This is a genomic window from Testudinibacter sp. P80/BLE/0925 (genome assembly GCF_053570785.1).
The window spans coordinates 1,720,965-1,737,144 of the sequence record NZ_CM131636.1; the positions used below are offsets into that span (position 1 = coordinate 1,720,965).

The window sequence follows — 16,180 nt, forward strand, 5'->3', positions numbered from 1 at the left end:
AATATAGGGGATTTAAATGAAATATATTACTCGGATAACGGCAATATTAGCATTGGTGTTGGTATTGGTGAGCAATATTGTACGGGCGGAAGAGATCCGAATCGTGATCGATGAAGGGATCGACAGTGCGCAACCGATTGCAGTTGTGCCGTTTAAATGGAATGGGCCGGGTTCAGCACCGGCAGACATTGCGGATATTGTCGCAGCGGATTTGCGCAATAGCGGAAAATTTAGCCCGATTCCGGTCAGCAGAATGCCGCAAACCCCGTCTTCCGCAGCCGAAGTGAATCCGGAAGCTTGGGCGGCATTGGGCTTGGCGGAAATTGTGGTCGGACAAATCACCCCGACAGGTTCCGGGTATAACATTGCTTACCAGTTGGTGGATACCATCGGTGGTTCAGGCGCAGCCGGTTCAGTCTTATTGCAAAACAGCTATACTATCCCGAACAATAACCAATTGCGTTATGGCGCGCACACAATCAGTGATGAAGTATTTGAAAAATTAACCGGTATTCGCGGCGCATTCAGAACGCGTATTGCTTATGTAGTGCAGCGTAATGGCGGTAGCACACCGTATGAATTGCACGTTGCCGATTATGACGGACGCAATCAATTCGTCGTTAACCGCAGTTCACAACCGATTATGTCACCAAGCTGGTCGGCAGATGGCAAACAATTAGCCTATGTCAGCTTTGAAAACCGCAAATCACAATTAGTGGTTCAAAATTTAGGTTCCGGTTCACGTAAAGTGGTTGCCTCGACACCGCGTCACAACGGTGCTCCGGCATTCTCTCCGGACGGAACCCGTTTGGCGTACGCTTCTTCCCGTGACGGGCAACTGAATATTTATGTGATGAATCTGGCGTCAGGTCAAACCACACAATTGACCAGCGGTGCAGGCAATAACACCGAGCCGAGCTGGTCACCGGACGGACAATCGATCGTCTTCACTTCCGACCGTGGCGGCAGCCCGCAAGTGTATATGATGAGTGCTTATGGCGGTGGTGCGAGCTATGTCGGCGCAGGTGGCAGAAGTTATAGCGGTCAGATTACCTCTGATGGCAAAAATCTAATCATGATCTCTGCGGATCATATTGTCAAAAAAGATTTGGCAACGGGAAGCGTAGAGGTTCTGGGATCAACTTTCCTGGATGAAAGTCCAAGTGTTTCACCTAACGGAATCATGATCATTTATAGCTCTACCCAAGGGCTTGGGAAAGTGTTACAATTGGTGTCCGCTGACGGACGCTTTAAAGCTAGGTTACCAGGTGCGGACGGGCAAATTAAGTTCCCAGCTTGGTCTCCGTTTCTTACTAAAAACTAAGGAGTAATTAAAATGAAAAAACTTGCAAAAGTTCTGATGGTTGCTGCACCTGCATTCGTATTAGCTGCTTGTAGCAGTTCTTCTGATGATTCTGCTGCTCAAGGTCAATTATACGGTAACTATACTGCTGAAGATTTACAACAGCGTTATAACACCGTGTATTTCGGTTTTGATCAATACAACATCGAAGGTCAATATCAACAACTGTTGGATGCACATTCTCTGTACTTGACTGCAACTCCGGCAAGCAAAGTATTGGTTGAAGGTAACACCGATGAGCGCGGTACTCCGGAGTACAACATCGCGTTGGGTCAACGTCGTGCAGACGCAGTAGTAAACTACCTGACAGGCAAAGGCGTCTCCGGTTCACAACTTTCCACCGTTTCTTATGGTGAAGAGAAACCGGCTGTTTTGGGTCACACAGAAGCAGATTATGCGAAAAACCGTCGTGCGGTGTTAGCATACTAATTTGTAACGTAGCTTAAAGCTGTAAAACAACCTCGATATTTATCGGGGTTGTCTTGTTTTCGGCATAAGGAAATTATACGTGTCGTGCCGATCTTCGGCAGAATAAAAAAATAAGCGGTAAGATTGTAGATAAATCAGGCAAGCGGAAAAAAAATATAAATTTTTGATTGATAACTTCCGCAAAATGAGTATTATAGTGCCTCGTTACAAACGAGGGGTCGTTAGCTCAGTCGGTAGAGCAGCGGACTTTTAATCCGTTGGTCGAAGGTTCGAATCCTTCACGACCCACCACTCTCTTGTAACAGCCACTTAAAGTGGGTCGTTAGCTCAGTCGGTAGAGCAGCGGACTTTTAATCCGTTGGTCGAAGGTTCGAATCCTTCACGACCCACCATTTAAATTGCAATCTCCCAAGCGGGTCGTTAGCTCAGTCGGTAGAGCAGCGGACTTTTAATCCGTTGGTCGAAGGTTCGAATCCTTCACGACCCACCACTTAAATTGCAATCTCCCAATCGGGTCGTTAGCTCAGTCGGTAGAGCAGCGGACTTTTAATCCGTTGGTCGAAGGTTCGAATCCTTCACGACCCACCACTTGTCTATTCCTCAACTTTATTTTTGCGTAAGATCAAAAAGTTATATTTTTCTTGTATCTCGTGGATGAACAATCTGGACGAGAGGCATATAATAGTTGTTCTTTGGTTTGTTTTATAGGACAAGTTGTCAATGTTCGCTCTACAGGAAGCCGCAAAGAGCGGTTTGTTTTCCCGTCAGCACTGGTTGAATAATATTATTGCCGGGATCATCGTCGGGATTGTTGCTTTACCGCTCGGCATGGCGTTTGCGATTGCGTCCGGTGCGAAGCCGGAACAAGGCATCTATACCTCGATTATTGCCGGTTTCTGTACCGCAGTGTTTGGCGGTAGCCGTTTGCAAATCAGCGGTCCGACCGGGGCATTTATCGTGGTGTTGTCGGGGATCACTGCGCAATACGGCATTGAAGGCTTGCAAGTAGCCACCTTAATGGCGGGGGTGATTTTATTGGCATTCGGCTTAACCCGCATGGGCGCGATTATCAAATATATTCCCTCACCGGTTATCGTCGGCTTCACCGCCGGTATCGGTGTGATCATCTGGGTCGGACAATGGCAGGATTTTTTCGGTTTACCCAGTGTCAGCGGGGATCATTTCCACTTAAAACTGTTCCATTTAATTCAAGCGTTTCCGCAATTTCATTTCACAACCGCACTTTTAGCCGTCACCGCGTTGCTGCTGGTGCTTTACAGCAGCAAAATTCCCGGTTGCAAACGGATTCCCGGACCGTTAATCGCCTTATTGGTGATCAGCATGGTGCAATATCTATTTCAATTTGACGGTGTCCGCACTATCGGCACGGCATTTGGCGGCATTCCGCAAGGCTTGCCCGAATTTAAACTGCCGACCCTCAGTTGGACAAAAATGATTGAGTTGATTGGGCCTGCGTTTACCATTGCGATGTTAGGGGCGATCGAATCCTTACTATCGGCAGTGGTTGCCGACGGCATGGCGGGCACGCGCCACAATTCCAATCAGGAATTGGTCGGACAGGGCATTGCCAATATTGCTGCGCCGTTATTTGGCGGCTTTGCCGCCACCGGCGCAATTGCACGCACCGCAACCAATATCCGTAACGGCGCAACCAGCCCGCTTGCCGGAATTGTACATTCGCTCACATTGATCGTGATATTATTGGCGTTGGCACCGCTTGCCGTCCATATTCCATTGGCAGTCTTATCCGCGATTCTATTCGTTGTCGCATGGAATATGAGTGAAGCGAAACGCTTTATCAAAATGATCAAACGCGCGCCGAAAAGCGATGTTGCCATTTTGCTGATTACCTTCGGCTTGACCGTATTTGCCGATTTAGTGGTGGCGGTGAATATCGGCGTGATTCTAGCGACCTTATTGTTCCTGCGCCGTATGGCGGGCAGTGTGGAGGTTAAGCGGGTATCGCAAGCGGATTTGCTGGCGCGTATCGGTGAAGAGCCGTTACCGGAAGAATTACTGGTGTTTACCGTTGAAGGTCCTTTCTTCTTTGGTGCGGTTGAAAATTTTGACCGTGCGCTTGCCGATAGCCAGACTTACCCGAAATACTTGATCATCCGCCTGAAATGGGTGCCTTTCATTGATATCACCGGCATGCAGAGTTTGGAAAATGTGGTGTGCAACTTACAAAAACAAGGGGTGACCGTGATGTTATCCGGCGCCAACCATAATGTGACCCAAAAGTTGCGTCGCGGCGGCATTATCCAATTAGTCGGCGAACACAATGTGTTTAAACTGTTTGACGACGCCTTGCGCACCGCACAAAGCGAATTGCGCCAGCGTGAGGATAGTCCGGAGTAAAACAGGGTTAAAGTGCGGTTTGATAGTCGTGGCGCCAATCGGTTTAGGTTGGCATTAGGCTATCGTGATCTTTGTTATTCTATTTGCCGGTTTACTTTAACGACCGTTCTTTGTAAAAATTCAAAGAACGGTTTTTTATGTATTTCGTTTTATTTTTCTTTGATTTAGTCTACTTGATTTTGTTTATCTGATTCAATCAATGTGATCTTTTTTCTTTTATTTGATCGTCATCACAAAATAACGATTTCTTTTCTTGATCCCGAAGAAATTATTTGCTTTAATTCGCCAGCTACGAACAATTAACGATAATAATTATCATTGATGTAAAAAAGATGAGATGTATTTTTATTAACTTTTAGGTGTTACAATGAATAACGGAAAAAGACAAAAGCTTCATTTTAAAATGAAGCCACTATCACATATAGTGGCTTTAACCCTCCTTGGACAATTGGCTTATCATCAAGCGGCTTATGCAAACGAAGATGAGCAGTTAGACGAAATCCGCGTGGTCGGCAGTATCGGCGAGATCAGCAAATCCCAGCGCAATATCAGCCGTGTGGTGAAAAATGCCGAGCAATTACGGCGTGAACAAGTGAATGATATTCGCGATTTAACCCGTTATGATCCGGGCATTGCCGTGAACGAGCAAGGCAGCGGCGCTTCTGCCGGTTATTCGATCCGTGGCGTGGATAAAGATCGGGTTGCTATTTTGGTGGATGGGATTTCGCAGGCGCAGAATTATATGCCGCGTTCCAATTATGCGGAACGTTTTAGCGGCGCCAAGAATGAAATTGAATTTGAAAATATTAAAGCGGTAGAAATCAGTCAAGGGGCAAACTCGGTAGCTGCAGGCAATTCGGCGTTAGGCGGGGCGGTGATGTTTGTGACCAAAGATCCGAGCGATGTGATCAAACCCGACCAAAATTGGGGCGTAAATCTTAAAAGCAGCTACAGTAGCAAAGACCAGCGTTGGGGCAATTCGATTGCCGCTGCAGGGCAGGCAGGCGGTTTTTCGGCGTTATTACAATATACCCGCCGTGACGGACATGAAATCAAATCGCATTCCGATACACCGTCGCAAACGCTGGATCGTTTGTATCCCACCGAATATCAATATGAAGATTTGCGCAAGTCCGGTTGGACAAGTGCGGTCAGACCGGCACATTTTCCACAAACCGAGGGTTGTTTAGAGGGGCATTCACCGGCGAACTGCATTCAAAGCTCAACCTATGCCCCGAATGACGTTTACGGTTTGACACGCAATGCGGCAAATCCGATGGACTACCGCTCCGATTCTGCTTTTGGTAAATTCCAATATGAATTTAATCCGTCACATAAAATCGGGTTTGTATTTGAAAACACCAAGCAGCGTTATGAGATTGAAGACAGGGCAAATAGGGCAAAACCGTTTTATCGCAATTATAAAGACAGCGGCGCAAGCAATGACAGCACCGACTGGAAACACAGACCGCTTTTCCCGCATTATAAATTTGTTGATCATAAACACGATAAGAAGCGTGAAGGATTCTTCTATGAGTATCAAGCGGAAAATAACAAAAGCTGGTTAGATTCGGCGAAAATCGAATTGGATCAGGAAAAAGTGAGCATTACGTCCATTCATACCGAATCCGCCTGTACGCTGCGTGGCGAGACGCCGAACCAAAATTGTGAACTTTTCCGACGCAATGATTTGGGAATCAAGCTGGTTGAAGGCGGTGCGCCGATTGGATACCAAATGTGGAAACGCAGTAATGCGACCTTGACCGAGCAAACCAAACGAATCCGCTTTAGCGGCAAAAAAGTGTTGGATTATTTCGGTATCAAACACGAAATTGATCTGCTCGCCGGTATCGGGCGTTCTCGTTTTGATTTGGTGGAAGGGTTGAATTACAAACGTTATGACGAGGTGGTTCCTGCTGATCACGAATGTCATCAGGATACCCGTTTCAAATGTCAGAAATTCAACCATGGATTAATGCAGATTGAGAAAGAGCTGTCTAGCAAACAAGATCACCCGATTAAAGGTAAAAACTATTATTTCGGCGTGAGTAATAACTGGGAATTGGGCAAATATGTCGATTTAAGCGGTGGCATTCGTTATGACAGCTATAAATTCGATTCGAGCAATCCGGCATTTAAAAATGATGATTACAGCAGTTTGTCCTGGGCAGCCGGTATCGCGGTAAATCTGACGGAGAATATCACGCTCAGCTATAAAGCCAGCACCGGTTTCCGTGTGCCGAACGCACAGGAAATGTACGGCACGGATCTGCAACGTAAACGCGGCGTGCAATCGCGTGAGAAAATCCAAGCCGAAAAAGCCTTTAATCAGGAAGTGGGTTTTGATATTCACGGCAATGTCGGTTATATCACCGCCAATGTTTTCCGAGCCGATTATAAAAACTTCATCACTCTGAAAAGAAGGATGAATGACGACACTATCACCTCACAAAAAGAAATGGTGAGCTACTACGGCAATCAGGAAGAAGCACATTCCGCCGGTTTTAATGTACGCGGCGTGCTGGATTTTCATGCCCTGTGGAAAACCTTGCCTGACGGCTTAAGCGGCAGTGCGGCATACAGCAAAGTGCGACCGCGGAAATTAGGAAAAGTGTCGGGCAATTCGCAAAACATGTTGGAAAGCAGTTATGCCATGGACAGTCTGCAGCCGGCGAAATTTATTCTCGGTTTGGATTATGACGCGCCGACCGGCAAATGGGGCAGCGGCATTCGTTTCACCCGTTCCGACGCCAAAAAAGCCTCTGAGTTAGTGAGTACAAAACCGAATATTGACACACGCGGTGTACGTAATATCGGCGTAGTCAGAACCGTCAGTAAATCATGGTATACCTGGGATTGGGTCGGTTATGTCAATATCGGTAAAAACGTGACTTTGCGCGGTGGCATTTATAACCTGACCAATGCCAAATATGTGACTTGGGAATCTTTGCGTCAAACCGGGATTACAGGGTTAAGCACGGGCGTGACCGCAGAAGTGGAAGGCTTAGGTTATGACCGTTTGACTGCACCGGGTAGAAACTTTGCCCTGAGTGTCGAAGTGAATTTCTAATGTTAGATATCGAATGATAAGAGAGTATGAAAATGAATAAGAATAAATATAAAGAAGAAAAATTAAAATGGTATTACGCATTACTTTGCAGCGGTGCTTTTCTAGTAACCGCCTGTGGCGGTAACGGTGGTGTTGATGGTTATCAAGTGCCTGTGCCGGGTGCGGTAACAATAATTGAGCAGCCGGCAACACCGACAACACCGGAAACACCACGTGAGGAAGTGAAAAAACGCCCTGTTGTTGGTGAAGGCGGAGATGTGTTGAAAGCCAGTGATCGGAAGCCTGAGCCCGGTGAGTTTTTGCTGCCAACTTTGGGGAAAAATTATGAAAAAAAATATTCACCGACAGTTTATTATACGAGCGAAAAACAAGATGTCGCGTTTCAAATTGAAGAGGCGCGAGGAGGCGCATTATTTACCGCATTGCGGAGTGTTACGCATGATAGTAATGGAAAATTATCCAATATTCATATGGGAAATTATGTAAATGCTGACATACCACAATTTAACCATAAATTAACGGATAAATTACAGCATATTACGACCTATGAAGAGGCAAAAAAGCAAAGTTTATATGATGCAGGATTAAAGATAGGGGGGCAATATGCCGGAAGTTATGCGGCAATAGGTGAGGATATTTCTTACCCTTATTTTTGGCGTGATCCGGCGGTTGCCAATTGGAATTATCAAACTTATGGTATGTTTGATTCTGGTAACCGATTTATCAATATAGGAACGGTTAATGTGTATCAATCTATCGGCGAATATACCCAAACTGTGCCAACGGGTGGCGAAGCCACTTACAATGGTATATCCAGTGGCTTAGGTATGACCAACGGACATTCTTATGCCACGACCGCTGATGTGCAGATTAAAATTGATTTTGAAAAGCGTACCGCAGCATTTAATACAACCAACACCAAAAAATATGATTTTGATGAGGCTGGAAAATTAAAAGACGGTGTTGCTGCTGAAAACTTAAATTTGATTGCCAATGCGGCAATAGAGAAAGGGGCGGCAGGTTTTACTGGCGAGGTTAAAAGTGCGGATGACAAACTCTCTGGTAAAGTTCACGCCTTATTATATGGGCCGGCAGCGGATGAAGTCGGCGGGGTGTATGGACTTAAAGGTGAAAGCGGCACAGATCATTTGATAGGTGGTTTTGGTTCGCGTCGTATCGCAGAAACCGAATAATTTTTATTTTAATCTCACGTAACACAAGGGATTTCTCGTCCCTTGTGTTCTTTTTTGGAATTTAAATGATGTGTTTACGTTATTGTTATACTGCACTGTTAACGTTGTTGCCTTTTGCTGTATTTGCCGATTCTGCGCCGATGTTACCGACAAATCAGCCATTTTCGGACAATTTACCGCAACCGCAAATTTCACAACCGCAGACCGCACTTGATGATTTTTCTGTAGCCAAATCGACGCCGACGGCGCAACCGTTCGAATTGGAAAATCGCCTCTTGCCAACGGTGCTTAATTTAATGAAAGCGGGACAGTGGCAGGCGGCGAAAACCGTACTTGAACCCTTATTACAACATAATCCGCCGTCGTTGCACGGGCTGTTTTTAGCCGGGCAAATCGCCGAGCAGCAGCAAGATTGGCAAAGTGCGGTCGGCTATTACCGCCATATGCTTAGCTTTGATGCGACATTGCGGCGCCCTCGTTTGGAGCTGGCGCGTGCATTGGCAAAAATGGGCGAACTCAACGCTTCGGAATATCAGTTTAATTTGGCGCTCAGTCAAAAATTGCCGGAACCGGTACAAAACAATGTATTTTCGATGTTGCAAAATCTGAAAGCGGAAACCTCCTCTTTCAATCTGCAACTTGCCCTGTTGCCAAGCAGCAATATCAACCAAGGCACACAACAGCGCAGCGTGATATTAAACGACGGTAAAGAATATACCCTCAGCCAAAGCAGCCGTGCCAAACGTGGTGTCGGTTTGCAAATTGCGCTGGAAGGCGAGCAACGTTTCGGCGAAGAATATAAATGGTTTCTTAACGGTGCCTTGACCAATCTGGATTACGCCAACCGGCAAAGTGATCAAACCGCCACCCGTTTGAGCGTGGGGCGCAGTTTTGGTAATCAGCGCGGGCATGCGTGGGATCTTTCGCTTGGCGGGCAGCACTTGCTATATCAGCATAAAGGGCTATATCAGGGAGTGTTGGGACGGATCAATTATTCGTGGCGGTTAAAGCCCGATTGGAAATTGGCGCTGGCATGGGAAACGCAGCAGCTACATTATCGTCCCGAATATGCCTATCAACGAGGCTGGCAGCATTGGCTCAGTGCAAACCTGACGCATATAGCGCAGGGAAGAACGGTTTATTTTTGGGGCGTGCAACAGGGTTTCAACCAAGCGGCAGAGCGCAACTATTCCTACCGCACTTTCGGCGTGCGCACCGGTGTGCGCCATCATTTTGATTTTGCCCAATTGACGCTGGGCGGCAGTCTGACTTATACCCAAACCGATTACCGTGATCGTGCGCCGTTTTTTGGTGTGATCCGCCATGATAAACGTTGGAGCGGCAGTGTCGATTTGTTGAAACGGAATTGGTCGTGGAAAGGATTTGCGCCGCGCTTATCGTTTCATTACACCGATAACCGTTCAACGATTCCATTGAACCAATACAAAAATAAGCAAGTGCGGTTGGTGTTTTCTAAAGAATTCTAAACGGATTTGATATGGCAAAGGGACCGCACTTCAGTATTGAAATGCGGTCGGTACAGATAGATTCGAACGGAATTAATCAAACATCGCCGAAATGGATTCTTCGTTGTTAATCCGACGAATCGCTTCGGCAAGCATGCCGGATAAGGTTAATACCCGCACTTTATTTAAGGCTTCGATTTCAGGCGCAAGCGGAATGGTATCGGTTACCACAATTTCATCAATCGCATCGCCGGCGATATTTTGTACCGCACTTCCGGAAAAGATCGGGTGGGTTGCATAGGCAAAAACACGGCGTGCGCCACGTTCTTTCAAGGCGGCAGCCGCTTTGTATAACGTGCCGCCGGTGTCGATCATGTCATCGACCAAAATACAGTCGCGATCGGCAACTTCGCCGATAATGTGCATGACTTGCGACACATTGGCGCGTGGACGGCGTTTGTCGATAATTGCCATGTCGGTATCGTTCAATAATTTGGCAACCGCACGGGCGCGCACCACTCCGCCGATGTCCGGCGAAACCACGATGGGATTGACCAAATCGGTTTTTTTGACGATATCGTTGATTAATACCGGCGAGCCGAATACGTTATCTACCGGCACATCAAAGAAACCTTGGATTTGCTCGGCGTGCAGATCACAGGTTAACACCCGGTCAATACCGACACTAGATAAGAAGTCGGCCACCACTTTGGCGGTGATCGGCACACGCGCCGAACGTACGCGGCGATCTTGCCGGGCATAACCGAAATACGGGATAACGGCGGTGATCCGACCGGCTGAAGCACGGCGCAGGGCATCTACCATTACGATCAATTCCATCAGATTATCATTGGTCGGTGCACAGGTGGATTGAATGATGAAAACGTCGCTGCCGCGTACATTTTCATTGATCTGAACATTAATTTCTCCGTCGCTGAAACGACCGACGGTCGCTTTACCGAGGGAGGTATATAAACGTTCGGAAATTTTTTGTGCCAGAGCCGGTGTGGCGTTTCCGGCAAAAAGCTTCATGTCAGGCATGGTTTAACCCCAGGTTGGATATTGAAAAATTATGATTGCTCCGCAATCAGTGGAATGCTAACTATAAAATTTATCTCGTCAGTGCTTCTTTATTATTCCGAACCGTGTCTGGCGGCTCAGTCAAGAAAAATATGCAGCGGGGAACGGTTCATTCCCCGTGCGACAAAGCTATTTATATTGTTGGGTAACTGTTTATATACTTGTTCAGCCGCCGCTTGAGTTTCAAATTCGGCGAAAATGCAGGCGCCGGTTCCGGTTAAACGTGCAGGTGCATATTGTAGCAACCAGTCTAGCAACTGTTCAACCTCCGGATAGTGATCCCTGACAACTTTTTCACAATCATTGGCAAAATCTTGTGCCAAGAGTGCCGCCAATGTTTTTTTCGGCGTATTGCGCGGCAAGTGCGGATCTTGAAAAACCGCGGCGGTCGCAATAGAAACCGCCGGTTTCACCACCAGATACCATTTTTCCACCGGTTCGCAGTCAATCAACTTTTCGCCGACACCTTCGGCAAAAGCCGCATGCCCGTGCACAAAAATCGGCACATCTGCGCCGAGGGTTAAACCTAATTGCGCTAATTGATCGAGGGATAAATCGAGCCGCCAAAGCCGATTCAGCACGACAAGTGCGGTTGCCGCATTGGAAGAGCCGCCGCCGACACCGCCGCCCATCGGTAAATGTTTCTCTAAATGCAGATCGGCACCAAGGTTACGCCCGCTGTGCGCTTGCAGCAGTTTAGCCGCCCGATAAACCAGATTTTGTTCCGGCGCCACGCCGTCTAAAAGCGGCGTTACGCAGATTTCGCCATCAGTGCGCGGGGTAATGCTTAACCAATCGCCGTAATCCAAAAATTGAAACAGGGTTTGCAATTCATGATAACCGTCGGCGCGCCGCCCGTTGATATACAAAAACAGATTCAGTTTTGCCGGACAAGGGTAGCGGTTGGCTAGCATGCCAACCTCAAGTGCGGTATCGGATCGTTTATTTCCAAACATAGGCGCCGTTAAAATTTCCATTCGTCAACACGAATTTTCAGTTGTTGTCGCTCACCGTCGATCAGAATGTCTTTCGGTAGCGGCGGTTGCAGTTGCAGGTAATAATCCGAATATTTTGCTGACCAACGTTGTCCGTTCAGCGTGTAATTCAATTCGGCTAACAGGTTGTTTTGATTGATCTGATAATCCTGAGTGCCTTGCGGTTGCCCTTTCAGCCAGTAGCTGAACAGCTCGATCGGAAACTCCATGCCGACGATTTCTTTCAGTAACACTTGGGCGTCCTCAGCGGCACGGACATTGCCTTTGTTATCGCTGACGACGAGTCCTTGCGGCGTCATACGGAAAGTCATGGTTGAGGAGCTGAGCGAAGAAGAAAGATGTAACTGGTAATTTTGATCATTCGCGAACTGCCAGTCAAAACGGGTGGAAAAGCGTTCTTCAGGGCTGATATAACCCAATTGCCCGTTGCCGCGATACTGTTTGATCCGATTCAATTGCTGTAACTGCCGCTGCCATTGGGGCGACAGCTTATCGCCGTAAACCGTTTGGCGCTGCGGTTGCGGCTCGCTGACGCAGGCAGCCAAGAAAACGGATAAAAGTGCGGTCAGTGCCGGTTTTTTCACGGCGGCGTGGGAGATAAGGGCGTTTTGCAAACTTCAATCCTTGTGCTGAATAAAAAAGATGTCGGGTTATTCACCCGACATCGTATTGATTAATTAATATAGGAGAAAACCTTCACGACTTTAGTCACGCCGCCGACATAGCGCGCGTCTTCCGCTGCGGCATTGGCTTGCGCTTCGGTGACATTGCCCATTAAGAACACTTCACCGTTTTCGGTGATCACTTTCACATCGGTCGATTTAACTGCGGAATTGACCAGTAATTTGGATTTTATCCGAGTGGTAATCCAAGTATCTTTGCTGATTTGCCCGAAACCGAGTTTTTCGCCGACCCGGATTTCGTTATAAATATCGGTAACGCCGTTCACGCCGCTGGCTAAGTTTTTTGCGGTTTCTTTTAACGATTCGCTTGGCACTTGTCCGATTAACAGCACGCGTGAATTATACGAAACCACATTGATTCGGGCGTCTTCTTTAATTTCCTCATCTTTATTTAAGGCGGAAGAGACTCGGATTTCTAAGGTTTCATCATCAATTTGTGTGCCGGCGGTGCGCGGATCGGTCGCCACTTTGGTAGCGACGGCAGCGGTGCCGACCACAGCGGTGGTGATACAGGCTTGCAAACTAACGGCAGCCGCCAATAAAACGGTTAATTTGAGTAAGCGTGACGCATTGTGGGGGATTTGCATTTCATTCTCCGTAAACTAAATAACGTTAAATTCGCTTCCATCTTAATGGGAAAAGAGCCGATGTTCAATCAACTCACATAAAATATTGATAATCAGCAAATGGGTTTCGATGACCCGCACCTCTTTTTGTGCCGGCGTGGATATGTCCAGATCATCTTCGCCCAGAGCACCGCGAATGTGATCATTGCGGCTGCCGGTCAAGGTAATAATCGGTAATTCTTTGCTGTTGGCAGCGTGGATCAGATTTAAAATCGCCTCTTCCCGCCCTAACGGCGATAGAATGAGCAAGGTGTCGCCTTGTTGTGCGATACAGTCGAACTGGCGTACAAAAATCTGTTCGGGCTGGTTATCCGCCAAAACGACGGAACCGAGCGTGCCGTCCAAGCCAATCAACACCGCGGGCAGGCTTGGGCGTTCCAAGTGATAACGGTGTAATAAATTGGTGACTAAAAATTGCGCATTGGCATGGGATCGCCCTTGTCCCCAGACAATGATTTTATGCCCGTTCAAGAGGCAGGAAACTAACATCTCCGCCGCCTGCACAATCATATCAGGCAGACTCTCGGTGGCGGAGATCTGGGTTTGAATGCTTTCGGTAAAGGCATTTTTGACTTTATCGAGCAGCAGGGGATCTAACATTGGGTTTTCTTGTTTCATTTTTATCGCAATGGATCCTAATAATTAAATTCAATAAAATGTTTAAACCACAATGGTTCGGCACCACTATGTTGTGGTTCAAACGTGATTAAATCAAAACGAAAATCGCTGGTTTCCGGATTTTGCCGCCGTTGCAGCAACCATTGTTCGGCGGCTCGAACCCAGCGTTGCTGTTTTTGTGTTGAGACACTTTCCCAAGCCGCGCCAAAACGATCATCGCTGCGTTGCCGCACTTCGACAAATACCGTGGTTTTGCCGTCGGACATAATCAAATCCAATTCGCCGCCGGGAAAAGTTTGGTTGGCGGCAATAAATTGTAATCCTTGCCGTTCTAAAAAAAGGCGCGCTTGTTGTTCATATTGCGCGCCTTGTTTTCTTTTGTTGAACATCTCGGCAGTCAATTCGCGGTTAATTTAACACGCGAACCCGGCCGCCTTGATATTCAAACCAAGTCATTTCACGGTCAATATTACAGCCGTTGCCCGCACTCAATTTACCGGTCAAGCCGTTAATCGTGTAGCCCGGAATTTGGCGCAGTTCATTGAATTTATTGATTAATAACCAAGCGTCAGAACCCATGGCGTATAACCGCATTAAGGAAAAATCCCCGCTGGTGGCATTGGAAATCTGGCTGTACTGGCTGGTTTGCGTATCACTCAGGAACGGAATATCACTGAATTTCAATCCTTCCATGGTTAAGCGGTAATCCGGGCCGTTGTTCGGCGAGTTGCTACGGGAAGAAGCGTATAGTTTCAAACTGCGACCGTAAGCCGAATTGTTGATGGTATTTTTAATATCCAACAAGTCCGCACTATCGGCAACGATATACAACGCTTGGATATCTTCGCGGGTATAGCCGCTGGTTTGTAGGTTGGTGCCGGTGATAGCCGCAATGGTTTCACTGCGTTGTTCGCTTTGCGCATTGCCTAAACCGCTTTGCAGCGCGGCGAGAATATCATTCGGCGTATTATAGAATTGGGTGGTGGCGTCGGTTGCCGCCAATTGTTGCCAACGCAGGTTAAAGGCAGAGGCGGTGCGTTGTCCCAAATCATTTTGCGGCACAATCACCAACGGATTACGCACGCCGTCGTTCCAAATTCTGTCGGCGGCAGAGCGGGCTTCCGCTTCCGGTGATAAACCGTAATAGCAGACATTGGCAATCGGTTGGGCGTTGGTAGTGGAATTCAAGGCTAAAACTTGTAGCCCGGAGGTATCACTTGCCAACATGCTATCGACGTTATTTTTAATCAGAGGCCCGACGATGGCTTGTGCGCCGTTGGCCTTGGCTTGCGCAATAATATCGCCGATCGGGCTGGTGACGGTGTCATAAGTGGTGACTTGCACCGCACTTCCGCCGCGCGCTTCGTCAAAGCCTTTTTTAATCGTCGTGCCGATTAACTGTGCGTTTCCGCTGGTCGGTAATAAAAGCGCAATATTGTTTAATGCCATTTGCTGGTAATTTAACGCATCTTGAATTTCGGTCGGCAGCAGATAAGCGGCACTGTGGTTCGGATAAGCGCTTCTCCAGCTCTGGATCGCATTGCGCAAATTTTCCGGCTGGGCAATGTTGCCATTATAGGCGTTGATTAACGATAACCAGCCGTTAAGTGCGGTATCGCCGCTTTCCGGTGCGATATTTCTTAAAGTGGTGGCATTGCCGGCGCGCAACAATTTCCAAATATTATTGATATTTTGCTGTTTTCGTTCGCTGTCGGTGATCACCTGATCCGCCAACACCAACGACTTCACCGCGTCGGTCAGGTTATTCTGATTGCTGGCAATTTTGGCTTGGGCGACATAATAACGCGCCTTTTGCGAGTTGCTCAACAGATTCAGAGGAATGCTTTGCAACGTTGCGGCGGCATTGCTGTTGGCGCGTTTATTGGCATAAATTTGCGCTTGAATCAGGTTTTTGTCTAAAGTTTGTTCTTTATCCAACCCTTGCAATGACGCCAGCAACGCTTCGGCTTGGCTCATTTTATTTTCTGTCAGTAAAACCCGCGCGGCTAACAGTTGGTAGTTGGTTTTTTCGGTTTTATCTTTCGCCTGTTGCGCTCGGTTCAAATAAAATTCGGAACTGGCGTTGGCATCGCGTTGCAGCACCGTGCCGGACGAACCGGAGAACAGATCCACGTTACAAGCCGACAGGAATAACACCATAAACAGCGGCATTAGCAGATATTTAATATTAAGACGCGTCAAAATATTGGTATTAGACAGATTAGTATTAGGCATGGTCGCTCCAAATTCGTTAGAATAGCACTTAGGATCTTACTTA

Annotated in this window: 13 protein-coding genes and 4 tRNA genes; 10 read left to right on the plus strand and 7 right to left on the minus strand. The window is 47.3% G+C overall.

Annotated features, from left to right (window positions below):
• Positions 1 to 16: 16 nt before the first annotated feature.
• From tolB to ACWA5Z_RS08405, 10 genes are all read left to right on the plus strand, one after another.
• Complete coding sequence (tolB, locus tag ACWA5Z_RS08360; protein ID WP_431051396.1) at positions 17 to 1,324, plus strand: Tol-Pal system beta propeller repeat protein TolB; 1,308 nt, start codon at positions 17 to 19, stop codon at positions 1,322 to 1,324.
• A 12-nt stretch (positions 1,325 to 1,336) separates the two neighbouring features.
• Positions 1,337 to 1,792 carry a peptidoglycan-associated lipoprotein Pal gene (gene pal / locus ACWA5Z_RS08365; protein WP_034612739.1) on the plus strand — a complete coding sequence of 152 codons (456 nt, stop codon included), beginning with the start codon at positions 1,337 to 1,339 and terminating at the stop codon, positions 1,790 to 1,792.
• 215 nt (positions 1,793 to 2,007) lie between these two features.
• Positions 2,008 to 2,083, plus strand: a tRNA-Lys gene (locus ACWA5Z_RS08370).
• Positions 2,084 to 2,108: 25 nt separating this feature from the next.
• Positions 2,109 to 2,184, plus strand: a tRNA-Lys gene (locus ACWA5Z_RS08375).
• Between the two features lie 22 nt (positions 2,185 to 2,206).
• Positions 2,207 to 2,282: transfer RNA gene (locus ACWA5Z_RS08380), tRNA-Lys, on the plus strand.
• Positions 2,283 to 2,304: 22 nt separating this feature from the next.
• Positions 2,305 to 2,380: transfer RNA gene (locus ACWA5Z_RS08385), tRNA-Lys, on the plus strand.
• Between the two features lie 132 nt (positions 2,381 to 2,512).
• Complete coding sequence (locus ACWA5Z_RS08390; protein ID WP_431051398.1) at positions 2,513 to 4,171, plus strand: SulP family inorganic anion transporter; 1,659 nt, start codon at positions 2,513 to 2,515, stop codon at positions 4,169 to 4,171.
• Positions 4,172 to 4,574: 403 nt separating this feature from the next.
• Complete coding sequence (locus ACWA5Z_RS08395; RefSeq protein WP_449343092.1) at positions 4,575 to 7,241, plus strand: lactoferrin/transferrin family TonB-dependent receptor; 2,667 nt, start codon at positions 4,575 to 4,577, stop codon at positions 7,239 to 7,241.
• A 32-nt stretch (positions 7,242 to 7,273) separates the two neighbouring features.
• Positions 7,274 to 8,434, plus strand: a complete 1,161-nt coding sequence (locus ACWA5Z_RS08400; protein WP_431051402.1) for a transferrin-binding protein-like solute binding protein — start codon at positions 7,274 to 7,276, stop codon at positions 8,432 to 8,434.
• A gap of 65 nt (positions 8,435 to 8,499) precedes the next feature.
• Complete coding sequence (locus tag ACWA5Z_RS08405) at positions 8,500 to 9,921, plus strand: surface lipoprotein assembly modifier (protein WP_431051404.1); 1,422 nt, start codon at positions 8,500 to 8,502, stop codon at positions 9,919 to 9,921.
• Positions 9,922 to 9,993: 72 nt separating this feature from the next.
• Here ACWA5Z_RS08405 and ACWA5Z_RS08410 read toward each other — a convergent pair whose 3' ends face one another.
• The 7 genes from ACWA5Z_RS08410 to ACWA5Z_RS08440 all read right to left on the minus strand — a co-directional run bounded on the left by ACWA5Z_RS08410 (position 9,994) and on the right by ACWA5Z_RS08440 (position 16,137).
• Entirely contained in the window at positions 9,994 to 10,941 is a 948-nt protein-coding gene (locus tag ACWA5Z_RS08410; protein ID WP_431051406.1) for a ribose-phosphate pyrophosphokinase, read from the minus strand.
• A gap of 116 nt (positions 10,942 to 11,057) precedes the next feature.
• On the minus strand, positions 11,058 to 11,936 hold the full coding sequence (gene ispE / locus ACWA5Z_RS08415; RefSeq protein ID WP_431051408.1) for a 4-(cytidine 5'-diphospho)-2-C-methyl-D-erythritol kinase: 879 nt from the start codon (positions 11,934 to 11,936) through the stop codon (positions 11,058 to 11,060).
• Between the two features lie 8 nt (positions 11,937 to 11,944).
• The gene (gene lolB, locus ACWA5Z_RS08420) at positions 11,945 to 12,589 is read right to left on the minus strand and encodes a lipoprotein insertase outer membrane protein LolB (RefSeq protein WP_431051410.1); all 645 of its coding nucleotides are present in this window, start codon (positions 12,587 to 12,589) and stop codon (positions 11,945 to 11,947) included.
• A gap of 59 nt (positions 12,590 to 12,648) precedes the next feature.
• Positions 12,649 to 13,245, minus strand: coding sequence for a division/outer membrane stress-associated lipid-binding lipoprotein (dolP, locus tag ACWA5Z_RS08425; RefSeq protein WP_431051412.1), 597 nt, complete (start codon positions 13,243 to 13,245; stop codon positions 12,649 to 12,651).
• A gap of 42 nt (positions 13,246 to 13,287) precedes the next feature.
• Positions 13,288 to 13,869: a D-sedoheptulose-7-phosphate isomerase gene (locus ACWA5Z_RS08430; protein ID WP_431054320.1), complete on the minus strand. Its 582-nt coding sequence runs from the start codon at positions 13,867 to 13,869 to the stop codon at positions 13,288 to 13,290.
• A gap of 50 nt (positions 13,870 to 13,919) precedes the next feature.
• Positions 13,920 to 14,291 carry a YraN family protein gene (locus ACWA5Z_RS08435; protein ID WP_431051414.1) on the minus strand — a complete coding sequence of 124 codons (372 nt, stop codon included), beginning with the start codon at positions 14,289 to 14,291 and terminating at the stop codon, positions 13,920 to 13,922.
• A gap of 19 nt (positions 14,292 to 14,310) precedes the next feature.
• Complete coding sequence (locus ACWA5Z_RS08440) at positions 14,311 to 16,137, minus strand: penicillin-binding protein activator (RefSeq protein WP_431051416.1); 1,827 nt, start codon at positions 16,135 to 16,137, stop codon at positions 14,311 to 14,313.
• Positions 16,138 to 16,180 lie beyond the last annotated feature (43 nt).